The sequence below is a fragment of the Segniliparus rotundus DSM 44985 genome (assembly GCF_000092825.1).
Lineage (GTDB): Bacteria > Actinomycetota > Actinomycetes > Mycobacteriales > Mycobacteriaceae > Segniliparus > Segniliparus rotundus.
In genome coordinates this window covers 2,832,134-2,846,896 of record NC_014168.1, presented here as the reverse complement: position 1 = coordinate 2,846,896, position 14,763 = coordinate 2,832,134, and the positions used below count along the sequence as shown (strand labels likewise).

At 66.4% G+C, this 14,763-nt stretch carries 13 protein-coding genes and 1 tRNA gene; 8 read left to right on the top strand and 6 right to left on the bottom strand.

Annotated features, from left to right (window positions below; all coding sequences use genetic code 11):
- Positions 1–84 precede the first annotated feature (84 nt).
- Complete coding sequence (locus SROT_RS13830; RefSeq protein WP_013139642.1) at positions 85–3,177, top strand: bifunctional [glutamine synthetase] adenylyltransferase/[glutamine synthetase]-adenylyl-L-tyrosine phosphorylase; 3,093 nt, start codon at positions 85–87, stop codon at positions 3,175–3,177.
- A 43-nt stretch (positions 3,178–3,220) separates the two neighbouring features.
- On the opposite strand, the gene SROT_RS13825 is transcribed toward SROT_RS13830, so the two are convergent.
- Complete coding sequence (locus SROT_RS13825; RefSeq protein WP_013139641.1) at positions 3,221–3,976, bottom strand: SDR family oxidoreductase; 756 nt, start codon at positions 3,974–3,976, stop codon at positions 3,221–3,223.
- Between the two features lie 74 nt (positions 3,977–4,050).
- Here SROT_RS13825 and SROT_RS13820 point away from each other — a divergent pair, with 74 nt between their 5' ends.
- The 3 genes from SROT_RS13820 to SROT_RS13810 are packed head-to-tail and all read left to right on the top strand — an operon-like array spanning position 4,051 to position 6,997.
- Positions 4,051–5,280 carry an acyl-CoA dehydrogenase family protein gene (locus tag SROT_RS13820; RefSeq protein WP_013139640.1) on the top strand — a complete coding sequence of 410 codons (1,230 nt, stop codon included), beginning with the start codon at positions 4,051–4,053 and terminating at the stop codon, positions 5,278–5,280.
- Positions 5,270–6,325 carry a phosphotransferase family protein gene (locus SROT_RS13815; protein ID WP_013139639.1) on the top strand — a complete coding sequence of 352 codons (1,056 nt, stop codon included), beginning with the start codon at positions 5,270–5,272 and terminating at the stop codon, positions 6,323–6,325. Before SROT_RS13820 ends, SROT_RS13815 begins: the two co-directional genes overlap by 11 nt.
- 12 nt (positions 6,326–6,337) lie before the next feature.
- On the top strand, positions 6,338–6,997 hold the full coding sequence (locus tag SROT_RS13810) for a histidine phosphatase family protein (RefSeq protein WP_013139638.1): 660 nt from the start codon (positions 6,338–6,340) through the stop codon (positions 6,995–6,997).
- Here the strand turns inward: SROT_RS13810 and SROT_RS13805 are convergent.
- The 4 genes from SROT_RS13805 to SROT_RS13790 all read right to left on the bottom strand — a co-directional run bounded on the left by SROT_RS13805 (position 6,984) and on the right by SROT_RS13790 (position 10,105).
- On the bottom strand, positions 6,984–8,228 hold the full coding sequence (locus tag SROT_RS13805) for a serine hydrolase domain-containing protein (protein ID WP_083777933.1): 1,245 nt from the start codon (positions 8,226–8,228) through the stop codon (positions 6,984–6,986). The genes SROT_RS13810 and SROT_RS13805 overlap by 14 nt on opposite strands.
- A 70-nt stretch (positions 8,229–8,298) precedes the next feature.
- Positions 8,299–9,213 carry a 1,4-dihydroxy-2-naphthoyl-CoA synthase gene (locus SROT_RS13800; protein WP_013139636.1) on the bottom strand — a complete coding sequence of 305 codons (915 nt, stop codon included), beginning with the start codon at positions 9,211–9,213 and terminating at the stop codon, positions 8,299–8,301.
- Between the two features lie 2 nt (positions 9,214–9,215).
- A complete protein-coding gene (locus SROT_RS13795; protein ID WP_148223455.1) occupies positions 9,216–9,530 on the bottom strand; it encodes a hypothetical protein in 315 nt (104 codons plus the stop codon).
- A gap of 197 nt (positions 9,531–9,727) precedes the next feature.
- Entirely contained in the window at positions 9,728–10,105 is a 378-nt protein-coding gene (locus SROT_RS13790; protein WP_013139634.1) for a DUF2599 domain-containing protein, read from the bottom strand.
- Positions 10,106–10,833: 728 nt separating this feature from the next.
- Between SROT_RS13790 and SROT_RS13780 the strand changes: the two genes are divergently transcribed.
- The gene (locus tag SROT_RS13780) at positions 10,834–11,457 is read left to right on the top strand and encodes an LGFP repeat-containing protein (protein WP_013139632.1); all 624 of its coding nucleotides are present in this window, start codon (positions 10,834–10,836) and stop codon (positions 11,455–11,457) included.
- Positions 11,458–11,531: 74 nt separating this feature from the next.
- Here SROT_RS13780 and SROT_RS13775 read toward each other — a convergent pair.
- A tRNA-Ile gene (locus SROT_RS13775) sits at positions 11,532–11,605 on the bottom strand.
- Positions 11,606–12,060: 455 nt separating this feature from the next.
- Between SROT_RS13775 and SROT_RS13770 the strand changes: the two genes are divergently transcribed.
- From SROT_RS13770 to SROT_RS13760, 3 genes are read left to right on the top strand one after another with little or no spacing between them, the layout of a single operon-like run.
- On the top strand, positions 12,061–12,387 hold the full coding sequence (locus tag SROT_RS13770; RefSeq protein WP_013139631.1) for a hypothetical protein: 327 nt from the start codon (positions 12,061–12,063) through the stop codon (positions 12,385–12,387).
- Positions 12,388–12,405: 18 nt separating this feature from the next.
- Entirely contained in the window at positions 12,406–13,695 is a 1,290-nt protein-coding gene (locus SROT_RS13765; RefSeq protein WP_013139630.1) for an amidase domain-containing protein, read from the top strand.
- Complete coding sequence (locus SROT_RS13760) at positions 13,689–14,102, top strand: hypothetical protein (protein ID WP_013139629.1); 414 nt, start codon at positions 13,689–13,691, stop codon at positions 14,100–14,102. The genes SROT_RS13765 and SROT_RS13760 overlap by 7 nt, the downstream gene beginning before the upstream one ends.
- The last annotated feature ends 661 nt before the right edge of the window (positions 14,103–14,763 follow it).

Below are 14,763 nucleotides of genomic sequence, written 5' to 3'. Positions count from 1 at the left end.
CCGCCGCGCTGTCGGACAAGACGCAAGGACCCGGCTGGTGCCCGCCCAGAGGGAGCCCGGCGACGAGAGGGCTAGGCTGGCTTTGTGCCAGAGCGAACCGGTGTGCCCACGCTTGCACGGCTGGGCCTGGTCGCCACGAGCGCCCAGGAAGACGTGGCGCGGCTCGGCTGGGCCGACGAAGCCAGCGTGGGCCTGCTGTGGGCGCTTTCGCGAGCGGCCAATCCGGATTGCGCGCTCCGCGCGTTGAGCCGACTCGCGGACGCCCTCGACAGCGCCGAAGCCGAGGGTCCCGCTGGGCCTGGGTCGCCGACAGGCTGTGCTGGGTCTCAGTCGCCGACAGGCTGTGCTGGGTCTCAGTCGCCGACAGGCTGGGCGGAGCTCGGCCGTGAGCTGGCCCAGGACTCCACGCTGCGCGGGCGGCTGTTGGGCGTGCTCGGGGCCTCGCCCGCGCTCGCCGACCATCTGATCGCCAACCCGTCGCGCTGGCGCCTCTTGCGGCGTTCGGACGGGGTCGTCCCGGACGCCCCCGCGCGGCGCAAACCGGAACCGTTGCCCACCGGGCAGGAACTCGCCGAGGAGCTGTTCGCGGTGCTCGACGCCCACACGGACGAGCGATTGCTGCAGACGCGGCTGCGGGGCGTGTACCGGGACTGGCAGCTGCGACTGGCGGCCCGAGACGTGGCGGCCACCGTGGAGGACGAGCCCGTGCTGCCGCTCATGGCCGTCGCCGAGCACCTCTCCGACATGGCGGACGCGGCGCTCGCGGCCTTGTTGGAATTCGCCAAACGCAAAATCGTCCCCCCGCATGAGCAAGCGCCGAAGATCGCGGTGATCGCGATGGGCAAGCACGGTGCCCGCGAGCTCAACTATGTGAGCGACGTGGACGTCATCTTCGTCGCCGAGCCCGCGGGCCAAATCTCCGACCGGATCGCGGCGGAACTCATGCGGGCCTGCTCCTATGTGAGCTTTGTGGTGGACGCGGGGCTGCGCCCGGAAGGCAGGCACGGCGCCCTCACCCGCACGCTGGAGTCCCACCGCAAGTACTACACCAACTGGGCGAAGCCGTGGGAGTTCCAAGCGCTGCTCAAGGCGAGGCCAGCCGTCGGCGACATGGCGCTCGGCCAAGCGTGGTTCGACGCGCTGAGCCCGATGGTGTGGAAGGTCGCCGAGCACGAGGACTTCGTGGACGAGGTCCGGGCCATGCGACGGCGGGTCGAGGAGTCGGTGCCGCCGCCGCTGCGCGAGCGCGAGATCAAGCTCGGCCGGGGTTCTTTGCGGGACGTGGAATTCGCCGTCCAGCTCCTCCAACTCGTCCACGGCGGACCCGACCCCAATTTGAGGCTGCGGGCGACCATTCCCGCCCTCGCCGCGCTCGCCGCGGGCGGCTACATCAGCCGCGACGACGCCGCGAACCTCACCGCGTCCTACGAGTTCCTGCGCTTGCTGGAGCACCGTTTGCAGATGAAACAGATGCAACGCACGCACACCTTGCCGGAAGATTCCGACGAGGAGGCGATGCGCTGGCTCGCCCGCGCGGCGCACCTGCGCCCCGACGGCCAACACGACGCGCTCGGCGTGCTCCGGGAATGCGTCCGGCACGAACGCCGCCGGGTGCTGCGCCTGCACAGCAAGTTCTTCTACCAGCCGTTGCTCGCCGCCGTCTCGCACCGCCCCCAGCTCGGTCTTTCCGAACAAGGAGCGGTGCGGCAGCTGCGCGCCCTCGGCTATGCCCGCCCAGAAGCCGCCTTCGGGCACCTCAAGGCCCTTACGACTGGGCATCGGCGGGCGAATCAAATCCAAGGGGTCCTGCTGCCGACCCTGCTGGAATGGCTGGGCGAGACCCCGGACCCGGACGGCGGCTTGTTGTCGTACCGCAAAATTTCCGAGGCGTTCGCCGACCACCCCTGGTATTTGCGCACGCTGCGGGACGAGACCGCCGCCGCCAAGCGGCTGATGCGGGTGCTCGGCGTGTCGGCCTTCGTGCCAGAGCTGATGCTGCGCGCCCCGGAGGTGCTGCGGCTGTACGCCGACGGCCCGCACGGCCCCCGCTTGTTGTCCACGAACACCGACGAGGTCACCAGCGCGCTGCTCACCTCGTCGGCCAAACACAAGGATCTGCACGCGGCGGTCTCCGCGGCGCGCGGCGCGCGCCGCTACGAGCTCGCCAGGGTCGCTTCGGCGGACCTCCTGGGTGTCATGGAGCTCCCATCGGTGTGCTGGGCGCTCTCCAGGGCGTGGGCCGCGACGATCAACGCCGCCCTCGCCGCCGCCGTCCGCGCGACCACGCCCGAGGGCGAGGCGCCCCCCGCGCAGATCGCGGTCATCGGCATGGGCCGCCTTGGCGGCGGCGAGCTCGGCTACGGCTCGGACGCCGACGTCTTGTTCGTCTGCGAGCCGCGTGCGGGAGCCGACGAGCACGAGGCGATCAAATGGGCCACCGGCGTGGCCGAGCGCGTCCGTTCCCTGTTGGCGGCTCCGAGCCCGGACCCCTCGCTGCACGTCGACGTGGACCTGCGTCCCGAAGGCAGAGGCGGCCCGCTGGTCTGCACCCTCGCCGCGTACGACAGGTATTACAAGACGCGGGCGCAGGCCTGGGAGGCTCAGGCGTTGCTGCGGGCACACCAGATCGCGGGCGACCAGGAGCTCGGAGTCAAATTCCTGCATCTGGTCGACCCCGTGCGCTATCCGCCGGGCGGCATCGGCAGCGAGGCGGTGCGCGAAATCCGCAGGATCAAAGCGAGGGTGGACACCGAACGGCTCCCCAGAGGCGCCGATCCCACGACGCACACCAAGCTCGGCCGGGGCGGCCTCGCCGACGTGGAGTGGGCGGTGCAGCTGATCCAGCTGCGCCACGCCGGAGCCGTGCCGTCGCTGCACAACACCTCGACGATGCAGACCCTGGCCGCGATCGAGGCCGAGAACCTTCTGCCCGCCGAGGACGTCGCCCAGCTGCGCGAAGCCTGGGTCACCGCGACCAAAGCGCGCAACGCGCTTGTCTTGGTCAAAGGCAAATCCATCGACCAACTGCCGGGCCCGGGGCCGGTGCTCGCCGCAGTCGCGTCCGCGGCGGGCTGGGCGGATTGGGAGGACTCCGGCGCGTTCCTGGACAACTATCTGCGCGTGACGCGCCGCGCGCACAACGTCGTCGTGCGCGTCCTGGAGAGCGAGACCGCCTAACCCCCGGCTTCTCGCCGCAACACCGGGGGTTGCGGTCTCAGCCTCACAGGCTCCCGGTCGCCAGCAGGCCGCCGTCGATCCGGATGGTCTCCCCGGTGATCCACGAGGATTCGTCGGAGACGAGGAAGCCCACCAGGCTCGCCACGTCCTGCGCAACGCCGAGCCTGCCCAATGGGTAGCCCGCCGCGCGCGCGGCCTCGTCCTCGTAGAGCAGCGCCGAGAAGTCGGTCTTCACCACCGCCGGGGCGACCGCGTTGACCCGGATCTTCGGGCCGAGCTGCCAGGCCAGCTCCTCGGTGAGGCGGATGAGCGCGGCTTTGGAAGCCCCGTACGCCGCGATGACCCCGGTGGAGCGCAGACCCCCGACGCTCGCGAGGTTCACCACCGTCCCGCCGTGCTCGCCGAGCCAGGCCCGGTGCGCCTCCTGGATGAAACCGAGCGCCGCGACGACGTTCGTGTCGAAGATCTTGCGCACCGCGTTCAAATCCGCCTCCATGAGCGAACCGAAGGCCGGGTTGGTCGCGGCGTTGTTGACCAGGATGTCCAGCGAGCCGTGCTCGGACACGGCTTCCTTGACGGCCTGGGCGCGGTCCTCGTCCCGGCCGGCGTTCGCCACAACGGCGTGGACCTTTCCTTCGGGGAACTCGTCGCGCAGCTCCTGCGCGGTCTGCGTCAGCTGCTCGGTCTTGCGCGCGGTGATCGTCACGGCCGCCCCCCGCCGAAGCAGCTCTGCCGCGATGGCTCTGCCGATGCCTCTGCTGCCGCCTGTGATGAGCGCGCTGCGTCCGTCGAGGTCCATACGTGGGAGACTACGCGACAGCCGTCTTGTTACGGTGATGGGGACAACATAACAGGCATCGTATTGGAGACATCATGGACTTCGGCCACTCGAAGCTGGCGGAGCGTTACATCGCCGAACTGGACAGCTTTCTGCGCGAGGAGGTCGAACCCCGCCAGCGGGAGTACTACGAAGCCGTCGCCGAGCAGCCCTGGTCCGTGCCCCCGATGATCGTGGAGCTCAAAGCCAAGGCCAAAGCCGCCGGACTGTGGAATTTGTTCCTCCCCCCGGACGCGGGCGACGGCCGGGGCGCAGGCCTCAGCAATGTGGAGTACGCGCCGCTCGCCGAGATCATGGGCCGGTGGAGCTGGGCTTCCGAGATCTTCAACTGCAGCGCCCCCGACAGCGGCAATATGGAAGTGCTGCTGCGCTACGGCAGCCCCGAACAACAGGAACAGTGGCTCGAACCGCTCTTCGCGGGACAGATCCGCTCCGCGTTCGGCATGACCGAGCCGCAGGTCGCGTCCTCCGACGCCACGACTATGGAGGCCACTGCCGTCCTGGACGGCGACGAGGTCGTGCTCAACGGGCGTAAATGGTGGAGCACCGGGATCGGGCATCCGGACTGCGAAGTCATCATTTTCATGGGTTTGACCGATCCGAACGCGCAGCCCTACCAGCGGCATTCCATGGTGCTCGTCCCCGTCGGCTCCCCGGGGGTGAAGGTCGAGCGCATGCTCACCGTGTTCGGCTACGACGAGGCCCCCGTCGGCCATGCGGAGGTCAGCTACACCGACGTGCGCGTGCCCCTGGCGAACGTGATCGCCGGGCTTGGGCGGGGTTTCGAAATCGCCCAGGGCCGCCTCGGGCCGGGGCGCATCCACCACTGCATGCGCACCATCGGGCTCGCCGAGCATGCTTTGGAGCTCGGCTGCAAACGCGCGAGCGCGCGCAGCGCCTTCGGCAAGCCGCTCGTCGACCTCGGCGGCAACCGGGAGCGCATCGCCGAGGCGCGCCTCGCCATCGAGCAGGCCAGGCTCTTGGTGCTGCGCACCGCGTGGCTCATCGACACCAAGGGCGTCCACTGGGCGCGCAGCGAAGTCTCCCAAATCAAAGCCGTCGTCCCCAAAGCCATGCACTCGGTCGTGGACACCGCGCTGCAATTGCACGGTGCGGCGGGCCTCAGCGGGGACTTCCCGCTCGCCGAGGCGTACGCCTGGACCCGCGCCCTGCGGTTCGTCGACGGCCCGGACGAAGTGCATTTGGGCGTGGTCGCCCGGCAAGAGCTCAAACGCTACGAAGGGAGCGCCGCCGATGGGCGTTGAGGATCAGCCGGCGGAGCTGCGCGACGAGGACCGCTTCGACGTCGAGGCGGTCGCCGCCTGGCTCCACGAACGCCTTCCCGGGCTCGGCGGCATCCCCGAAGTGCGGCAATACCCTGGCGGGGCCTCGAACCTCACGTACCTTTTGCGCTACCCCGGCCGCGATCTCATCCTGCGCCGCCCCCCGGCAGGGCGCAAAGCCGCTTCCGCGCACGACATGAAGCGCGAGTTTTTCGTCCAACAGCGCCTGAAGCCGGTGTACCGGTACGTGCCCGAGGTCCTCGCGCTCTGCGAGGACGACACGGTGCTCGGCTCGCAGTTCTATGTGATGGAGCGCCTGCGCGGCGTCATCCTGCGCCGGGACCTTCCCGCAGGGGCGTCGCTCGCCGAGGCCGAAGCCCGCGCGCTCTCCGTGCGCGCGGTGGACAGCCTGATCGAGCTGCACAAGGTCGATCCCGAGCAGGCCGGTGTGCGAAGCCTCGGCAAAGGCGACGGCTACGTCAGCCGCCAGGTCTCCGGCTGGTCGCGGCGCTACCCTGCGGCGCGCACCGAGAACGTCGGCGATTTCGAGAAGGTCATGCGGTGGCTTGACCGCAACCAGCCCGAGGACGTGGCGACAGTGGTCCTCCACAACGACTTCCGGTTGGACAATCTGGTGATCGACGACCTTGTGTCCCTCAACGTGATCGGGGTGCTCGACTGGGAAATGTCCACCCTTGGCGATCCGCTCATGGACCTTGGCGGGGCGCTCGCCTACTGGACCCAGGCCGACGATGACGACACGGCCCTGCGCCACCGGCGCCAGCCCACGCATCTGCCGGGGATGCTGACTCGCGCGCAAGTGCTCGACTATTATGTCGAGAGGACCGGTTTCGCCCCGGCGAACTGGACATTCTACGAGGTCTTCGGCCTCTTCCGGCTGGCTGGCATTGTGCAGCAGATCTACTTCCGGTACCACAACGGCCAGACGACCAACCCGGCGTTCAAAGATTTTTGGTTGTTCGTGAACTACCTCGAACGCCGCTGCGAAAACCTGCTCGGGATCTGAGGCGGCCGCCGCATGGGAGTCGTGTACCTCGTTCGCCACGGCCAGGCCTCGTTCGGCTCCGCGGATTACGACCAGCTCTCCGAGCTCGGGGTCCGGCAGTCCCATGTCGTCGGCGACGAGTTGCGCAGGCGAGGCGCCGGTTCGGGCGAGGCGTGGTGCGGGACGTTCGCGCGTCAGCGCGGCACCGCGCAGGCCGCCGGATTCTCGCCCCAGCACGACATCCGCTGGGACGAGTACGACGTCCATGACGTGCTCGCAGGCCACGGGATTGCCGCCGACGGGACCGGCGCCGATCCGCGCTCCTTCCAACGCGGATTGGACAGCGCCCTCGCGCGTTGGGTCGAGGCTGGCGCGTCGAGCCCCTGCCAGGAGAGCTGGGCCGCATTCGCCGCGCGCACGCGAAGCGCCTTGGGCGAACTCGTCGCAAGCCTCGGCCAAGGGGAGGACGCGGTCGTCTTCACCTCAGGAGGAGTGATCGGCGCGTTGGCCGCGCTGGCGCTCTCTGGGGGCGCGGAGCCGGACTGGGGCCGTGTCTTCTTGCCGCTGCACCGCGTGGTGTGCAATACGGGGATCACGAAACTCATCGTCGGGCGCTCCGGGGTCAGCATGGTCTCGTTCAACGAGCACGCCCATCTCGAAGGGGAATCCTCCGGGCTGCTCACCTACCGCTAGCGTCGCGCCGTTTGGCCGCGCGAAGGATCAAAGGCCAGAGCAAAGGGAAGCTCGCCTGGTCGGTGAGCATGGTCACCGGAGTCCGGTTGTGGACGTAGCCGACGGCGATCCCGTTGCTCGGGTCCGCCCAGCCGGCCGAACCGCCGATGCCGATGTGGCCGAAACCGGTGAGCGTCACCGGCGTGAGGAGCGAGTGATAGCCCAGATGCCACATCATCGGCACGCCGAGCACGCGGTCCGGCTGGTAGGTGGCGCGATTGCGGGGATCTCGCCGCGCCGACAGCTGCCGCACAGTCTCCGGTTGCAACAGCTGGGTCCCGTCCACGCTGCCGCCCCCCGCCAGGGCCGCGTACACCGTGGCCAGCACGGGCGCGGTGACCACAACGCTGGCCGCGGGCATCTCGCCGTCCAAGATCGGCGGGTGGTCCCCGTGCAGGATTTTCTCCATCCCCGGCTCTGGGATGCAGGCTTCTATCAGCCTTTTGAATGGAGTCCACTTTCTGCCGAATTGGATCACTTGTTGGGCCGGGGAGGTGGAAGGAATCCGCGCCCCGACGAACGCGGCCAACTGCGTCGGCGAGCTTTCGGGCGGTCGGCCCAGGTGAATGTGCTCCACGCCGAGCGGCTCGGCCAACTCCTGGCGGAACAGATCGCGCATCCCTTTGCCGGTGACTGCGCGAGCCAGCCCCGACAAGATCCAGCCATATGTGAAAGCGTGATAGGCAGGCTTGCCCGCGAACCGGTCCGCCCATGCCGACGCCAGCCGGTCCTCAATCAGCTCGTGGTCGAAGTAGTCCGCGTACTCATTGATGATTCCGCCCAGCTGGGACAGGCCCGCCTCGTGCGCCATGACCTTGCGGACCGTGACGGCGTGCTTGCCGCTTTTCCCGAACGCGGGCCAATACTCGGCCACCGGCTTGTCGTATTCGATCAGGCCCCTGTCGGCCAACCGGTGGATGATCGTGCTGGACAGCCCCTTGGACACCGAGAACACGATCGGAGCGGTGTCGCGCGTCCACGCCGCGCGCCCGGCCCGGTCCGAGTGCCCCGCCCAAATGTCGAGCACCGTTTCCCCGTGCAAGCGCACCGTCAACGCGCCGCCGCCGGCCCGTCGTCCTGTGTACAGCTTCGCGAAAGCCTTGACGACTGGATCGAAATGCCGGTCCGCCGTCCCCTGCACCCCTTCCGGGAGGCCCTGTTGGGCGTCGGGGGCAGACATGACAGTGACCATGGTCATAAATTTTAGCAGCAGTGACGTGCATTACCCATTTTCGGGGTCGTGGGCGCGCAGCGGCTTCGGCTCAGTAATGCCACGGATACGGGGACCAGTCGGGGGCGCGTTTCTCAAGGAATTGGTCCCTGCCCTCCACCGCCTCGTCTGTTTGATAGGCCAAGCGCGTCGCCTCTCCCGCGAAAAGCTGCTGCCCCACCAAACCGTCGTCGGCGAGGTTGAACGCGTACTTCAGCATGCGGATCGCCTGCGGGGATTTGCCGAGGATCTCCCGAGCCCACTGAATGCCCTCGGCTTCGAGCCGCCCATGCTCGACCACGGCGTTCACCGCGCCCATACCGCGCATCTCCTCGGCGCTGTAGGGGCGGGCGAGGAAAAAGATCTCGCGGGCGAACTTCTGTCCGACCTGCTTGGCGAAATAGGCGCTGCCGTAACCGCCGTCGAAACTGCCGACGTCCGCGTCAGTCTGTTTGAACCTGGCGTGCTCGCGGCTCGCGAGCGTGAGGTCGCACACCACGTGCAAGCTGTGCCCGCCGCCCGCCGCCCATCCGTTCACCAGCGCGATCACCACCTTCGGCATGAACCGGATCAAACGTTGCGCCTCCAAAATGTGCAAACGCCCCGCGCGACCCTTCTCCACAGTCGACGAGTCTTCGCCGCTCGCGTACTGGTACCCCGTCCGGCCTCGGATACGTTGGTCCCCCCCGCTGCAAAACGCCCACCCGCCGTCCTTCGGGCTCGGCCCATTGCCCGTCAGCAACACCACCCCGACATCCGGGCTGGTCCGGGCGTGGTCCAGCACGGCGATCAGCTCGTCCACCGTGTGCGGCCGGAACGCATTGCGGACCTCGGGCCGGTCGAACGCGATGCGCACCGCGCCGATTTCCGCATGCCTGTGGTACGTGATGTCCGTGAGGTCCGGGAAATCGGGGACGTCCCGCCATTGCGTCGGGTCGAACGGGCTCGGTGCAGTCGAATCGGGCATGCTCAGACTCTAGTTCGAGCGCGAACCACAGCAGGCAACTGGTGCAGCGAGAGCAGCCGCCAGCCTTGCGGGCCCAGCTGGACCCGGCCCAACAGCACGCGCACCACATCGCGCGCGCAGTCCAATCTGCACACGAAGTCATGGACAGCCGCCTGTCCTTCCAACGCGAAAGAACGCGAGGCGACATTCGTGATGAACAGCCGGGCGTCGAGCGAACGGACCAGCCTCGCCACCTCCGCCTGGGCTGGTTTGGCGCACAGGCCGAGCAGCTGACTCCTCGGACGGCCGTGATTCAGAGTCTCCCGCAGCCGCCGCATCAGAAAAAAGACGAAAGCATCCGCCTCCTTGCGCAACCCATCCGCCGGGCAGCGCAACGCCGGACGCCGCGCACCTGCCTGTCCTTGCGCGTTCTCCCCCGACCGCATCATGCATCCCCCTGTCTCTTCCGCCGCAGGCAACAATTCCCTCAGCGGCGTCCTCCCAGTCGCCAATATCGTACTGGACCGATCGCGGTTCAGGTCGCCGGGTTCTCCCTTTTGCCGGGATTGCAGCCAGAAGCCAACATTTCCACGCCCCCGACCGCGGGCCGCCACGGCTCGAGATTCCAGCTCTCCTTGGATTTCGCAAAACTCTGGTGGCAGTCGAACTGCTCCCGCATACCGGGGGAGTCCGCCTCCGGCGCGAGCGACAGCACCTCATCCCACTCCGCGCCCTGCAGCTCAGCTGGCGCGTCCCGTCCCGCCCGCGTCGGGAAAACATGCAAACTCGGCCCGTCCGAAGCGCGCGCCCAAACCACATGCTCGATCCAACGTCCCCCACGATCAGCGGGGTCCGCCCAGGCCGCCTCGCCGCCGAACGCGCAAACAATCAAGGCCGAAAACAGCGCGCGCACGTCTCTATCATCCCATGACCGGGGTGCGCACCGCCATCACCCATGTGATGACGGCAGCAGATCGCCGAGCTTCGCCAGTGTTCTTCGCGCGTGCTCACGGTCGCGGTGGGTCTAGATCTTGTTCGCTGCCGCAGTGGAGTGTCCAAGAATCATCATTCGCACGTCTTCTGGCACGCCGTGTTGCTGCAACAACGTCTTTGCCGTGTGCCTGTTGAGTTGTGTTCCCGCATGCCGCACCCGCGCCGCAGCGAATCTTTCACGCCAGGCGCCGCCGTCATGTTCCGGCCGGATCGGCTTGCCGTTTGGCCTGCAAAAGATCAAACCGCCCATCCCTCTCGGTGTTCGCTCCGTCTAAGCTTGAAGCTGCGCGCCAAGTTCGGGGATGAGCGGCAAGAGGAGATTTGTTCTCGTCTTGGCAGGCGCAAGGCAAGCTGTTCGCCAGATGGGACGGCACTTGTGGCCAATAGGCAGATCAAACGCAGACAGGGGCACGCTTCGACTCCCGTTCGGGTTTGAACCCGTCTTTGAGTGTGAGCTCTTGAAGCCGCCATGAGAAATCTCTGGTCATTTGGTCTGTGTCGACGAGCTCCGTGCCGGCGCCCAGAGCCACACAGGAAGGCAGAACTGCGAACGCGCGCATGACCGTATCCTCGTACGCGCCGCGAAGAAAAATATAAATATTGCCAAAGGGGTTTCAATATCTTCCAGTTCGGGTTAGGGTGAAAAGTATGATCAAGAACACAATGACTCGAAAGACAGTTCTTCGTGCCGTCGGCGCGTTCGCCGCGCTCGCGGCAGGCGTCGGTGTGGTTGTCGGCTGTTCCGACAACAAACAAGCCGCTGACAAGGCGAGCGGAGCCATGACGAGCGCGACGAACGCCCTCACCAGCGCATCGAGCGCAGTGTCGTCCGCAGGAAGCTCGGTGTCGAGCGTGGTGTCGTCGGCGCTCTCCTCGCCGACGACCATCGACGCGCCGGGTGTCGGCAACGTCGTGCTGGACGGCCCGATCGCCTCCGCCTACGCGAAGGCGGGCGGCAAAGAGAAGCTCGGACTGCCCACGGCCCAGCCGGAGAAGGTCGGCGACGGCACTGTGCAAGCCTTCGAACACGGCAACGCCATCTATTGGTCGAAGGAGACCGGAGCGCGCCTCGTGCGGGGCGAAATCTTGAAGATCTACAAGGCCCACGGCGGTCCTGCCGGAGCGTTGGGGTTCCCGACAGCCGACGAGGCTGAGACCGCAGGCGGCCCGCATGCGGCCCACGGCGGCTGGATCAGCGAATTCCAGCACGGCACGGTCACCTGGCTCAACCAGGGCGACGGCATGTTCAAGGGGAACGTAACCCAGAAATAAACCGGTTTTCCGAAGCAAGCCGCCCCGCGCACGCGGGGCGGCTTGCTTCGTTGTGAAGGCCCGAAAGCGAGGTGTGGGGCCGGCGGGGCTCGAACCCGCGACCAAGGGATTATGAGTCCCCGGCTCTAACCGACTGAGCTACAGCCCCTGGGACTGGCTGGAAATGCGAAGCCAGTCGCCGGGTTGCGAGTGTACAGGGTCGTGAGGGCGGTTTTCACCTCCTCGTTCGCCCGGTTCCGGCCAAAAATCGGGTGTGCGAACGGTCTTCGGACCTTATGGACCCGCTACTACTATCTGGGATGCTACCCAGCGGGAACGGTCGCCGCTTACGAGGGACGCAAAGTGTCGCAAGTGCTTTACCCGGAATGAGGCAAGATCACTCGATGTGCCGCCTCGGATACTGATCAGACTGCGAAATGTGCAGATCGCGCAGGATGGGAGGCGTTCTGTGTGTTTCGGCAGGCCCGATGGGAGCAGTTGCCGGATTCTATGGCACCAGCTCGCGGGGCCTTGGCGCTCGTGTTTTAATAGCCTGATGCGCAGCGGATTCCCCACAGCGCCTGACCGCTCCTCGCGGGTGGCGGGCTGGTCAGTTGTGCTCTGATGCCTCCGCACATCAAGATCAACGTCGAGCAGGTTAAGGACGCTGGCGGTCTCGTGCAACAGAAGGCGGACGAGGCGAACACGCAGATGTCGAGCCTATACGAGTCCGGGCTGACTGCGAAGGACGGCAACGCGGGTTTCGCCACCGGGAACGCATTGGTGTCGTTCGCGACGAACAAGCGAGAGAAGACCACGACGGCGATCACCCTGCTGCGGGACACCGGGCAGAAGATCGTGGAGAGCGCCCAGCTGATCCACGCGACCGATCAGGGGAGCGCGGACGGGTTGAGCAGGACTGCGAGCGGCCTCGATGACCTCGGGCACTGACCTTGCGGGGGTTGCCTGATGGTGAGTTTCGCGGAGTTACGGGACGCGAAGCCCGAGAAGTGGATGACCACAGCCAACGATCTGCGCTCAGCGGCGGACAAGTTGGAGCGGGCTGTGGACGAGATTCACGACAACGGCACGAAGAAGGTCGAGGAGCATTGGGCCGACCACCTCGGTGCGATGGCGAAAGACAAGCTGATCATCGGGACGGCCGAACTCACGGCGATCAGTGTCGAGGACCGGGGCGCCGCCACCGTCCTCGACACTCTCTCCCATGCGATCACGACCGCGCAGGGCGAACTGCGCTCGTACGTCGAGTTCGCGAAGGGCAAGGGGTTGGAGGTCTCGGACTCGGGGCAGGTGAGCATTCCCGCGAACGCCCCGTACACGGAATACGATCAGCTCGTCCACTACCAGCAGGAGGCGCAGCGGCTCATCAGCGAGGCCGTGGAAGCCGCGACTCAGGCGGACGGCCTCGCCAAAGACGGGTTGAAGGAACTCGATGTCGATGTGGTCCCACCATCGACCGACCCGAACAAAGTCGATGAGTTCGTGAACGATATCCGTGATCGTCAAGCCGACGCGGTGACGAAATCGCTCAACCAGATACGCGACCTGCTCCCCGATGGGCTCCCGCCCGAGGACGTGGCGAAATGGTGGGGCTCGCTCAGCCAAGCCGATCAGGACATGTTCAAGAAGGCTTGCCCCATCGAACTCTTCGATCTGCCTGGTGTTCCCCAACAAGTCAAAGACGCCCTGGACGATAGGAGTCGGGGCTACAGCAATATCAACGCGTTGCGGTACGCGCGGGACCATTGGAACGACGACTCCATTGATCATGTGGACAACAGTCGGTGCACGGACTTCGTGTCCAACGTGCTGCACTTCGGCGGCGGGCTGCCGTATAAAACGAGCTGGCTGGGCGACCTCGATGACACGGACAACTGGATGCTCTCCGGCGCAGCCGAGAATCACTGGCTCGGTGAGCAGTACGCCATGACCCACACATGGGCCGGAGCGGAGAACAACAAACAGTTCTGGCTCCAGCACGGCGGCGAGCAGCACCCTGTCTCGCAGGCGCTCCCCGGCGACGTTCTCTACTGGAACGGGCACGGCGGCAACCACGAAGAGGGAAAGGCGTTCCACGCCGCCATCGCCACGGGCGTGCTCCCCGATGGCGAAGTCCTCTACACGCAGCATGACGCGGACGGCTACAACCGCAGCCTCCAAGACCGCGAGCACTACTACGAGCAGAACGACGTCGGCGGCGCGGAAGTCGTCGCAGTGAGGCCGAAACGCACATGGTGAACCAAACTGAGGCATCCGAGCCGAAGGCCCGCAAGCGCCGGGGATGGGGGAAGGCCGCGCTCGCGCTCTGCCTCGCGGGCATCGCCAGCCTCGTCCTCTACATGTTCGCAGCCGATACTGCTGGCAAAGAGTACGTGAAGCATCCGTGCCCGACGCCGCCCGTGCCGTGGACAGTCCAGGCGACATGGTTCCTCGCCTTCGGGCTGTTCACAGCCGCGATAATCGCCATCGTCGCCACGGGGTTCTTCGCGTGGTCGTCGCAGAAAACCCTCACCGTGCTCTGCGTGTTCTGGGCGCTCGTCGCGGCACTGCCCCTCGTCTTCCTCGCGGACGTCTACGGGCAGGGCTACCTCGGCGGACCCGATGGCCCCAACGAATGCGTCGGCGGACGCGTCGCCAGCCCTTAAATGAGATCGCTTGTATGGGAATCCCCAAGCAGTGGGTGTTGCGCATCTTCCTCGCCGCTGACTCCCCCTTATCGGCCAGGGTTGATGTGTTCTGGCATGACCGGTCACGGGAACTGATGCTAGGAAAGATAGGGCTGTGCTTCGAACACAGTGGTAGAGGGCAGCGAAAGTTCTGCTTGGGCGCGAGTCTTCTTCACCTTAGGGTATCTGCCAGCGAACTGGAAATCGGGTGGTAGCAAACCTATCGGAACGATAGCCCTTATAGCCGTTGCTTACGGTTCAGAACACTAGTTGCCACCAGTCTCTATGCTGGTCCAGGCGCCGCTTGACCGAATACACTGTTGGCAAGCTCCGCTGACGCGTGGGTTCGTAATGCGTGAGCTTGCTGCTCGTTGTCGGCAGCATCGTCAAGCGCTGACCACAAGTCTTTCGCGAGTTTGCGCTGGATACTGATGGGCGGTAAAGGCACTGGCGCGTTCGCGGTCTTTCCTGCTCCGATATGCCAGAGGGTGCCGGTGGTTGTGGTAGCGCTGGTCTGAAAGTAGCGCCGACCTGCCTCACAGTTGAACCACGCGCATGTGAACCAAGGGTCTAGCATCGAGCGGTTTGTTCGCGCCCGGATGAGGCTGTTCTGGAAGATGTACTCGCCCTGCCTATTCCA

Coding starts and splice junctions, on each gene's coding strand:
- SROT_RS13825 (WP_013139641.1), bottom strand. CDS start 3,976: ATGGACCTCGACGGACGCAGCGCGCTCATCACAGGCGGCAGCAGAGGC.
- SROT_RS13820 (WP_013139640.1), top strand. CDS start 4,051: ATGGACTTCGGCCACTCGAAGCTGGCGGAGCGTTACATCGCCGAACTG.
- SROT_RS13815 (WP_013139639.1), top strand. CDS start 5,270: ATGGGCGTTGAGGATCAGCCGGCGGAGCTGCGCGACGAGGACCGCTTC.
- SROT_RS13810 (WP_013139638.1), top strand. CDS start 6,338: ATGGGAGTCGTGTACCTCGTTCGCCACGGCCAGGCCTCGTTCGGCTCC.
- SROT_RS13805 (WP_083777933.1), bottom strand. CDS start 8,228: ATGGTCACTGTCATGTCTGCCCCCGACGCCCAACAGGGCCTCCCGGAA.
- SROT_RS13800 (WP_013139636.1), bottom strand. CDS start 9,213: ATGCCCGATTCGACTGCACCGAGCCCGTTCGACCCGACGCAATGGCGG.
- SROT_RS13795 (WP_148223455.1), bottom strand. CDS start 9,530: ATGCGGCGGCTGCGGGAGACTCTGAATCACGGCCGTCCGAGGAGTCAG.
- SROT_RS13780 (WP_013139632.1), top strand. CDS start 10,834: ATGATCAAGAACACAATGACTCGAAAGACAGTTCTTCGTGCCGTCGGC.
- SROT_RS13770 (WP_013139631.1), top strand. CDS start 12,061: ATGCCTCCGCACATCAAGATCAACGTCGAGCAGGTTAAGGACGCTGGC.
- SROT_RS13765 (WP_013139630.1), top strand. CDS start 12,406: ATGGTGAGTTTCGCGGAGTTACGGGACGCGAAGCCCGAGAAGTGGATG.
- SROT_RS13760 (WP_013139629.1), top strand. CDS start 13,689: ATGGTGAACCAAACTGAGGCATCCGAGCCGAAGGCCCGCAAGCGCCGG.